Origin of the sequence: Chamaesiphon sp. VAR_48_metabat_135_sub (assembly GCF_031418915.1) — a bacterium.
Classification (GTDB): domain Bacteria; phylum Cyanobacteriota; class Cyanobacteriia; order Cyanobacteriales; family Chamaesiphonaceae; genus Chamaesiphon.
Map to the genome: position 1 here is coordinate 1 of NZ_JANOJV010000198.1, position 9,681 is coordinate 9,681.

At 45.3% G+C, this 9,681-nt stretch carries 8 protein-coding genes and 1 pseudogene; 6 read left to right on the forward strand and 3 right to left on the reverse strand.

Going from position 1 to position 9,681, the window contains the following annotated elements:
• Positions 1–14: 14 nt before the first annotated feature.
• The 5 genes from chlP (at position 15) to RMO55_RS14270 (ending at position 4,531) form a co-directional block, all read left to right on the forward strand.
• Positions 15–1,241: a geranylgeranyl reductase gene (gene chlP / locus RMO55_RS14250; RefSeq protein ID WP_310427517.1), complete on the forward strand. Its 1,227-nt coding sequence runs from the start codon at positions 15–17 to the stop codon at positions 1,239–1,241.
• Positions 1,242–1,473: 232 nt separating this feature from the next.
• A complete protein-coding gene (gene egtC / locus RMO55_RS14255; RefSeq protein WP_310427509.1) occupies positions 1,474–2,262 on the forward strand; it encodes an ergothioneine biosynthesis protein EgtC in 789 nt (262 codons plus the stop codon).
• A gap of 88 nt (positions 2,263–2,350) precedes the next feature.
• Positions 2,351–2,971 (forward strand): CDP-alcohol phosphatidyltransferase family protein, encoded by a 621-nt coding sequence (locus RMO55_RS14260; RefSeq protein WP_310427510.1) that lies wholly within the window; start codon positions 2,351–2,353, stop codon positions 2,969–2,971.
• The gene (locus tag RMO55_RS14265) at positions 2,949–3,890 is read left to right on the forward strand and encodes a phosphatidate cytidylyltransferase (protein ID WP_310427512.1); all 942 of its coding nucleotides are present in this window, start codon (positions 2,949–2,951) and stop codon (positions 3,888–3,890) included. Before RMO55_RS14260 ends, RMO55_RS14265 begins: the two co-directional genes overlap by 23 nt.
• Positions 3,887–4,531 (forward strand): lysophospholipid acyltransferase family protein, encoded by a 645-nt coding sequence (locus tag RMO55_RS14270; protein WP_310427514.1) that lies wholly within the window; start codon positions 3,887–3,889, stop codon positions 4,529–4,531. Before RMO55_RS14265 ends, RMO55_RS14270 begins: the two co-directional genes overlap by 4 nt.
• A 123-nt stretch (positions 4,532–4,654) precedes the next feature.
• On the opposite strand, the gene RMO55_RS14275 is transcribed toward RMO55_RS14270, so the two are convergent.
• From RMO55_RS14275 to RMO55_RS14285, 3 genes are all read right to left on the reverse strand, one after another.
• The gene (locus RMO55_RS14275) at positions 4,655–5,866 is read right to left on the reverse strand and encodes an MFS transporter (protein WP_310427516.1); all 1,212 of its coding nucleotides are present in this window, start codon (positions 5,864–5,866) and stop codon (positions 4,655–4,657) included.
• A gap of 106 nt (positions 5,867–5,972) precedes the next feature.
• The gene (locus RMO55_RS22300) at positions 5,973–7,391 is read right to left on the reverse strand and encodes a septal ring lytic transglycosylase RlpA family protein (protein WP_396134323.1); all 1,419 of its coding nucleotides are present in this window, start codon (positions 7,389–7,391) and stop codon (positions 5,973–5,975) included.
• Between the two features lie 580 nt (positions 7,392–7,971).
• On the reverse strand, positions 7,972–8,433 hold the full coding sequence (locus RMO55_RS14285; RefSeq protein WP_396134324.1) for a septal ring lytic transglycosylase RlpA family protein: 462 nt from the start codon (positions 8,431–8,433) through the stop codon (positions 7,972–7,974).
• Between the two features lie 567 nt (positions 8,434–9,000).
• On the opposite strand from RMO55_RS14285, the pseudogene purM reads away from it, so the two are divergent.
• A pseudogene (gene purM / locus RMO55_RS14290) lies at positions 9,001–9,672 on the forward strand (phosphoribosylformylglycinamidine cyclo-ligase); the annotation flags it as partial.
• Between the last annotated feature and the right edge of the window lie 9 nt (positions 9,673–9,681).

The window sequence follows — 9,681 nt, forward strand, 5'->3', positions numbered from 1 at the left end:
AAGAGAGTATAGCTGTGGTACTACGGGTTGCTGTTGTCGGTTCTGGTCCAGCGGGTTCTTGCGCCGCTGAAGTGTTGGCGAAAGCTGGTATTGAAACTTATTTATTTGAACGCAAATTAGATAACGCCAAGCCTTGTGGTGGAGCGATTCCTCTTTGCATGGTGGCTGAATTTGACTTACCGTCACACATTATCGATCGCGAAGTGCGGCAAATGAAGATGATTTCGCCTTCTAACATCGAAGTCGATATCGGTCAAACCCTCAAGCCTGGTGAATATATTGGCATGTGTCGGCGGGAAGTTCTGGATGGATTTTTACGCGATCGAGCGGCTAAACTAGGTGCCAAGCTGATCAATGGCACCGTCCATAAATTGGAAATGCCCGGGCTGAATACTACAGATCCTTATGTCCTCCACTATGCAGATCACTCTAGTGGTAGCATTGAAGGCGAAGCAAAGACGCTCAAAGTCGATCTAGTGATCGGTGCTGATGGTGCCAATTCCCGCGTTGCTAAAGCAATGGACGCAGGCGATTATAATTATGCGATCGCTTTCCAAGAGCGAATCAGACTCCCAGAAGATAAAATGGCTTACTACCATAGTCTCGCAGAAATGTATGTAGGCGATGATGTCTCCACTGATTTTTACGCATGGGTATTCCCTAAATACGACCACGTAGCGGTCGGTACGGGGACGATGAAGGTACACAAAGCCTCAATTAAGCAATTGCAAGCTGGCATCCGCCAACGAGCTGCCAAGAAGCTAGAAGGCGGCACAATCATTCGAGTTGAAGCCCACCCCATCCCCGAACATCCTCGCCCCCGGCGAGTAGTCGGACGTTGTGCTCTAGTCGGCGACGCGGCTGGTTATGTCACCAAGTCTTCTGGCGAAGGTATTTACTTTGCGGCGAAATCAGGACGGATGTGTGCGGAAATGATTGTCGAACGTTCCGAGCAGGGCGCGAAAATCCCCACGGAAGCGGATCTCAAGGCATATATCAAGCAGTGGGATAAGGCGTACGGCTTGACTTACACGGTATTGGATATTCTCCAGCGTGTATTTTACCGTTCCGATGCTACTCGCGAAGCTTTCGTCGAAATGTGTGGCGATATCGACGTGCAGAAGCTGACTTTCGACAGCTATCTCTACAAAACTGTCACAGTTGCAAATCCGATTACCCAGATGAAAATTACCGCTAAAACGATCGGTAGTTTACTGCGCGGTAATGCTCTGGCACCATAATCATTATTAATTTTCAACTCACACTTTAGAGCTTAGGTAGGTACTAGTACCTACCTTTTTTGTCGATAAATATTTTGCCCACTAATGCTATAGATACGGTAGGCTGTGTTAACGTCAGTTTTTCCTATGGTCGTGGCTAGCCTCGCCAACGCCAACGGGTTCAGAACGCTTGCTCCGCGCACGCACCGCCCGCATAGCTATTACTCATTACTCATTACTCATTACTTAAATAATGTGTCGCCTACTAGCCTACCAGGGTATACCCCAATCGCTCGATCGATTAATCGCCCAACCAGAACATTCATTAATCGTCCAAAGTTATCAACCGCGTGAAATGACAGCAGGGGTGATTAATGCTGATGGCTTTGGAATTGGATGGTATCATCCCCAGCAGGATACAGATCCGTTTATTTACAAACATACTCAGCCCATTTGGACTGATATTAATCTACCCTATCTAAGTCGATACGTAGAAACTGGCTGTATGTTGAGTTACGTCAGAAGTGCGACTCCAGGACAAGGAGTAAGTTTGAGTAACTGTCAGCCATTTCGCGATGGGAAACTATTATTTATTCACAACGGATTTATCGATAATTTTCGCTGTGGCTTATACAAACAAATTCGGGACAAACTGCACCAGCATATCTATCAATCGATCGATGGTACGACTGATTCCGAGCATATCTTCGCGCTCTTTTCTAACGAACTGCATAGTCATCCCGAACTACCTTTGGAAATCGCCCTCCAGCGGACATTACTCATCCTCCGCGATCTAGTTGAAACCGATCGAACGACAATTTCTGCCAATATTGTAATTAGCGATGGAGATCGGTTAATTGCGTCTCGTTTCGCTCATCGGGCAACTGTACCTTCACTATATTGGATTAAAAATAGTAGCGATTATCCAGATTCGGTTATCCTCGCATCCGAACCGATATTTGCTGGTAATTGGCAGATTTGCCCGATGCAAAGCATCATCACTGTCAGTAAAGATCTGGAGATCCAAATTTTGCCGATCTAAATAGTGCTATTTCCAGCCAGAGAAATTTATGAATAGCTGTCCCAAAAGATATCGATAGTTTTGAGTGTTAATACAATAGTGAATTTTTATGCCGAGTATTTATCAACTTAAACCAGCATTCCAAAACTTACTCAGACCGATCGTCCGCTGGCTGGCAAAGGTGGGAGTGACAGCAAATCAAGTGACGATTTTAGCGACTTGTCTGTCAATTGCCGGTGGTGGATCGATCGTCTGGCATCACTCTTTATTGATATTAGTACCGCCACTGTTATTATTACGAATGATGTTAAATGCTATTGATGGAATGCTCGCACGCGAACATCAGATGAAAACTCCCTTGGGTGCCATCTTAAATGAGCTAGGCGATGCGATTTCTGATGCGGCGATCTATTTGCCATTTGGATTATTACCTGGTGTATCTGGCTCTTTAGTAACTATCTTTGTACTGTTAGCAATTATTAGCGAGCTGGCTGGAGTTTTAGGGCTGACAGTTGGTAGTCAAAGACAGTATGATGGCCCGATGGGAAAAAGCGATCGAGCGGTCATGTTTAGTATCATCGCTTTACTTTTTACGGTTGGAATTTCCCCCACTTCTTGGCTAAATTTAGTTTGGATTGGCGCGGTCGGTCTATCAATTTGGACATGTATCAATCGTGTCGTTAGTACTCTAGTGGAGATCGAACAAAATGATAAATCTTCCAGCTCATAATGTCCTGTGGTCTTTAGGTTTCATTATGGTACTGGTGGCAATGGGTACTATAGCTGTATATATAGTCCCAGCTTATCGGCGGCTCGAACTCCAGCAACGGATGAATTCTTGGTGCGGGATTGTGGCGATATTTGCCACAGTTTTGATAGTAAATCGCTCGATCGCCATAATTTTATTCGGGTTCTTGAGCTTCTTAGCATTCAAGGAATATATCTCTTTAATTCCCACCCGTAGAGCCGATCGTCGTGTCCTATTCTGGGCGTATTTAGCGATCTTTATTCAATACTATTGGATCTCGATTCACTGGTATATTATGTTCCTAATTTTTATACCTATTTATGCATTCCTATTCTTACCAATGCGGATGGTAATTGCTGGTGAAACTCAGGGATTTCTCAAAGCGATCGGGACGCTGCATTGGGGTTTAATGTTAACAGTATTCAGCCTAGGACATCTCGCTTATTTACTGATGTTACCCGATCGCGGTAATCCGATTGCAGGTAGTGCAGGATTGATTTTATATCTAGTATTTCTGACCGAAATAAATGATATCGCTCAATATATTTGGGGTAAATCTTGTGGTCGTCATCCAGTTACCCCGACGGTTAGTCCGAATAAAACTTGGGAAGGACTATTGGGCGGCATCCTAACTACGACGATTTTAGCGATCGCGATCGCGCCGTGGCTGACTCCATTTGACTGGATTCATGCTTTAGGCATTGGGTTAATCATTAGTTGTACTGGTTTTATTGGCGATGTAACTATTTCCGCGCTCAAACGAGATTTGGGCGTGAAAGATAGCGGTAGTTCAATTCCTGGACATGGCGGTATTCTCGACAGGCTTGATAGTCTAACTTATACTGCACCGCTATTTTTTCATTTTACTGTTTATTTCTATTTTGAAGGAATCGTCATTTGAATCAGCTCTTGCGATTGCTATTTTTTGGAACGATCGTTCGCCTCGTCGTACTGGTGGTAATTGGTTTACGAATTACCGGTCAAACTAGATTACCACGATCGGGACCAGCGATTATCTGTGCCAATCATAATAGTCATCTCGATACGCTGGTATTGATGACGATTTTTCCGCTACGATTGCTAGCTAAATTGCGTCCTGTGGCAGCCGCAGAGTATTTTTTGAAGAATCGGATATTGGCATGGTTTGCACTGCATATCATCGGAATTATCCCCCTTCAGCGCGATCGATCCAGCCATACCGAACATCCTTTGGCAAAATGTTCTGAAGCATTGGAGCGAGGAGAGATTTTGATTATTTATCCAGAAGGATCTAGAGGCGAACCAGAATCGCTGGCTAGTTTCCATAGTGGGATCGCTCACCTCGCCAAACGTCATCCCAACGTGCCAATTTATCCAGTATTTATCTACGGATTGGGCAAGGTTTTACCCAAGGGCGAAAAGATTTTAGTGCCTTTTTTTTGCGATTTAGCGATCGGCGAACCGATAGTCTGGAGTGGGAGCAAGCAAGTTTTCATGGATTTACTCCATCTTAAAATGCAAGAATTATCAGTAGTGCTGAATTGGGGTTACTACGATCTATGATTTGTTTAACCGAACCGTATTGGAATCATACCCTGATGCTTTGCATCCTGATTCAGCAACGCCAAAGGCGAGGCTACGCCAACAGTACAAGTAGCCGCTCCGCCAGGAGAAACTGATTTTAGTTTAATCTCTAATAATAATTAATCCTTCTAACCACCATAAGATTGCCCAGACAAGAGGCACTGTCGCCGCTAAACCCATCCAGAAATTGTGGGCAAATTGGGGAGATCGATCGAGTGCCCAACCGCCTAATGGCGGTCCGATCGCGTAGCCTACTGCCCAACAAAGGGAATTAATCGAGGTATAAACACCGCGCAATGACGAGGGGGCAAGATCGGCAATTAGCGCGGATGCAGTGGGCGTATAAGCGACGATCGCCAGGGCAAATAATCCTAAGCCTAAACTTGCCCATAAAAGTTGAAGACTATTACTGCTCCCAGTAATCGCGATCGAGACAAAACCCATCGCCCAAAAACCACCAGAAATCATTAAAGATCGAGCGTGATTTAACTTTTGCAATAATTTAAGCATCGGAAGTTGACAGGCGATCGTCATTAGTAAATGTCCCGTAAATAGGGTACTAATTACTTGAGGATTGAAGCCACGGGCAGTAGATTGAGTAACAAAATTACTAAAATATAATGGTAGTGTGCTTTGAAGTTGAGAGATATAGACAGTGATAATAATATTGACGATGACGTAAACTAATAAACGTCGATCGCGTAATGCGGTTGTATAGCCACTAATAAATTGAGTCGATCTTTTTTCCGATCGTAATGTCTCTTGAATACCAAAGGCGATCGTCAGGAAAAAACAGCAAAAAGAAATGCCATCGACAATAAATAGGTTGCGATATGCACCTGTAGAACTAATTAATAGTCCTCCCGCAATAATCCCCAATCCCATTCCCACATTATCCGCCAAGCGGGTAATTGCATAGGCAAATCTGCGTTCCTCTCCAGTTGTCAGATCGGCGACGATCGCTTCATTTGCAGGCCAATACAAGCCTAAACCTAAACCTTGGACGAGACAACCAACAATTAGCGTGGGGAAATCATTAGTAGCCGCAAAGATAAAACAGGCGATCGATAAAACTATTGTAGCCAATAATAGCACTGGTTTGCGGCCCCAGCGATCGGCATAGGTGCCACTAATCAACCGTCCAGCGACACCAGAAATTGAGGCACTACCTAGTGCTAATCCCACAGATGTAGCCGAAAGTCCGACTTGCTGTACAAAAAAAATCGGGGCGTAAAAGATGGTGAAACCACTGCCGATTTCTGACAGCAATCTACCCAATGCAAGAATCCAAATCTGTCGAGGTAGCTTGGACATATTTATTGGGTAGTGGGGAAAGGAGAGGAGAGAAGGAGGGACTGGGAGAGGTAAAAAGGACGCTTGCGTCCAAATTCACCATCCACTATCCACTATCCACTATCCCCTATTCTTCCTGTCCTGACTTTTCATTTGCCAAAATATCCATTCGCACTGCACCGACACCAGCACTTTTGAGACCGATGACTCGAGCTGCGCCAGCAGAGACATCAATAATCCGGCGACCGTGGAAAGGGCCGCGATCGTTAATGCGAACTGTCACGGTTTTGCCCGTTTTGAGACTAGTAACTCGAACTTTGGTGCCAAAAGGTAGTGTGCGATGTGCTGCTGTCAAACCTTCAGGATAGTATCTTTCTCCATTTGCAGTGCGGGAGCCACCTTCGCTACCGTACCAGGATGCTTGTCCGCTTTGAGTGGCGACGATTTTGTCGAGGGCTGGGCGCACAGTTTCTGAGGGTTGCTCGATTTTAACGATACCAGTTCCGTTAGGTTTCAATGGTGGAACTGAAGGAACTGCTGTAACGGTAGGAATCGAGCGAACTGCTGGAGTTGTCGGAACTGTGGTAACTGTTGGGATCGATCGAACTGCTGGAGCGACTGGAGCGGATGTAACGGGTAATTGGCTGGGAATAGTTAACTGTTTGGGACGTTCGACTGGGATGGCAATACTTGGTTCTGGCGCAACGATCGTGTCGCCAACTTGAGCGATTGCTGTCGCTACGATTTGTTGAGGTCGTTCGTTGTCAAAGACAAATACTGGTAAACCTGCTTCAAAACTAGGTAAATCGGATCGTTGGCGCAGCCCCTCGGAATGAGTCTTGTTGGGATTGCTGACGAGCGGTGCAGCTTGTGATGCCGCGTTGGGTTCAGTGCGATCGATCGCGGTGCTAATTACTGCTGATGGATCGCCAGAGGGGATAATTTGCCCAGGCAGATTTGCGGTCGGGGGAACATTGGCAATCTCAGCTTGAATGGTTGCTGAATTATTAATTACCGTCGGTGGGATTATCTCTCCGCGAGAGAGCTGCGATCGATTCTCTACTGGGGCGGCTATTGCCGGATCGCGCACGACTGGAATTGGCGCGCTAGCTGTTTTGGTGATAAATGGTGTAAAGGCTGTCGGTTGGGATTTAATTACCTGAGTCGCGATCGGTGATGGTAGCGGGATTACCGAATTGACGATCTCAGGGGACGAATCGACCTGGTTGGGGACTGAAAGAATTGCTTTCTTAACTTGAGAATGGGGATTGAACAGAGCTGTTGCTAATGGCTGTTCTATTAGTGGAAACTGAGTCTGGATATTTTTAGGAATGCTGCCGGTTTTGGTTGCGCGATGCTGTTTTAATGTAGCCTGCGGCTTAGTGTTGACAGCTAGTTTTGTAACGATCGGTAGCTTGCTAACTTGTGGGACTGGATGGATGACTGCGGGTATGGCCGCATCAGTTTCGAGTTCTGTTACGACCAGTGGTGTAATTGTCGGTAACGATTGGGGTGATAGTGGGCTGTAGTTATCTACTGACTTCACTACTGGGGATGGGATCGTTTTTGAGTTTACGCTAGCAATAGGTGCTACTATCGCAGTCAGGACTAATGTAGTTAGACAAGTCCATCGATTTTGATTCATATCCTTTGAGGAGAAACAATATTAATTTACGTAAGACTAATTTAAAATGTTGGTTGCGCACTGTCGATGGCGATCGTTGCCAACGACAACACCTCTATACTCAATCTCAATTCTTAAAGCTAGTCTATACCATCTTGAGTGGATTAGATGTTTGTGGGCTGGCTAATTGTACCGATCGATTTTACAGACCCAAGTAGTCGGAAAGTGTTACGATCTATGACAATTACTCCATTTAACCACTTGCGTATATTAGTAGTTTACCCTCAGAATCGCCATCACTGACACTTTCTGTCTAAGTTGCTAGTTACAGGTTGTCAGTGTGGGAAAAAGCAGATGCACACCCGCCATTTTTTTCCCATTTCCCGAAGGGGTGCAAACAAAGGCATTTCCTATTTTGTCTTTTACCCTCAACTATTTAACCACTTAAGCAATTCACACTTGTGGCTATAACCAGCAACTTGCGTTACTTACTAGATGCTATCTAGCGATGACGACGACCTTGACGACGACCTTCACCACCACCCAAAACATCCATCCGGACAGTACCAACGCCAGAACTGGTCAAACCAATTGCTCTAGCAGCACCAACCGAAAGGTCGATGACTCGTCCACCGATAAATGGACCGCGATCGTTGATCCGAACGACTACAGAACGTCCAGTATTAGGACTTGTGACACGGACTTTCGTACCGAAAGGTAGAGTGCGGTGAGCAGCAGTCAGTCCACCTGGATTGTATCTCTCACCATTCGCGGTGAGGGGGCCGCCTTCACCTGGTTCGTTACCGTAAAAGGAAGCTTTACCGACAGATTGAGCGATTAATTGTCTGGATTCGATCGAACCATTTGGTTGGCTGGAATTGACTGATGGTGTAGCAGCGGCAACCGATGGTAAAGCCAATGTTGCTACGAGAGCAGTTAATCCAGTCAAAGTTTGGTAATTCATAAGCCTATTGTGAAAGGTCATTTGTCGATGAGATTTAGCTGGGCTTTCCCATAAAATTGACGATAATTTACCAATTGCTAACTCATACTTGTTCCGCATTCACCTCTGGGTGAAGAACGTTGGGTCTACCATAACACGAAGTTTTTTGAAAAAAAGCCGATTAAGATCCTTGACGAATTGATATTTATGTGCATCAAAAAAAAGCCGATCTAGCGACGGAATCACGAGCGATCCCCACCCAACCAAGCTTTGACTAGTACGATCCCCAGAATTTTTCAATCAGGAAAAATGATATGTTACATTTCTTTGCATACATTATTCAAATGTTTTTTTAGCCAAAATCTGGTTGACAGTTATATCAGATTGGTAAATTTTTTACGAATTATCGATCGAAATGCCCACAAATTCGATCGACTGGCAAATAGAGACACCATATATAGTCATTAAAATCACTGAAGCTTCAATCTTTATTGCCAGCATGACTTGCCAAATCCCCAAACTGAGAGGGTTTGCGGTCTGTAAAGCGATCGCTGTAGAATACCTGTGCCGATCGTGTACGGGTGGAATATGGATTATCAAGAAGCAGGTGTTGATGTTGTTGCAGGGAGAGCGTTTGTCGAGAACATTAAAAACCTCGTCGAGAGTACTCATCGTCCAGGAGTTTTGGGCGGTTTAGGTGGCTTTAGTGGTTGGTTTGAGCTGCCGACAGGCTATCAGCAACCTGTGCTGGTATCGGGTACGGATGGAGTGGGAACCAAGCTTAAAATCGCCCAAGAATTAGACAATCATGCTTCCATCGGTATCGATTTAGTAGCAATGTGCGTCAATGATATTTTGACTTGCGGAGCGGAACCCTTATATTTCCTCGATTATTTGGCAACTGGGAAACTTAATTCAACTCAACTTTCTCAGGTAGTCGCCGGAATTGCCGATGGTTGTCGTCAAGCTGGCTGTGCGCTTTTGGGTGGAGAAACTGCGGAGATGCCAGGATTTTATCAATTAGGTGAATACGATCTGGCTGGCTTTGCGGTGGGAATTGCCGAAAAAAGCAAGTTAATCGACGGTATGCAGATTCAGATCGGGGATGTGGCGATCGGGTTAGCTAGTAGTGGTATTCATAGTAATGGTTATAGTCTGGTGCGGAAAATTGTCAGCGATGGCGGCTATGGGTGGGAGGATACCCCCAGTCGCTTGGAAGGCAAAAATCTGGGTACTGTTTACCTAACTCCCACTCAAATATAAGTGAAG

Bases quoted from the DNA above. Each gene is read 5' to 3' on its own strand.
- egtC (WP_310427509.1), top strand. From the start codon at position 1,474: ATGTGTCGCCTACTAGCCTACCAGGGTATACCCCAATCGCTCGATCGA.
- RMO55_RS14260 (WP_310427510.1), top strand. From the start codon at position 2,351: ATGCCGAGTATTTATCAACTTAAACCAGCATTCCAAAACTTACTCAGA.
- RMO55_RS14265 (WP_310427512.1), top strand. From the start codon at position 2,949: ATGATAAATCTTCCAGCTCATAATGTCCTGTGGTCTTTAGGTTTCATT.
- RMO55_RS14275 (WP_310427516.1), bottom strand. From the start codon at position 5,866: ATGTCCAAGCTACCTCGACAGATTTGGATTCTTGCATTGGGTAGATTG.
- RMO55_RS14285 (WP_396134324.1), bottom strand. From the start codon at position 8,433: ATGAATTACCAAACTTTGACTGGATTAACTGCTCTCGTAGCAACATTG.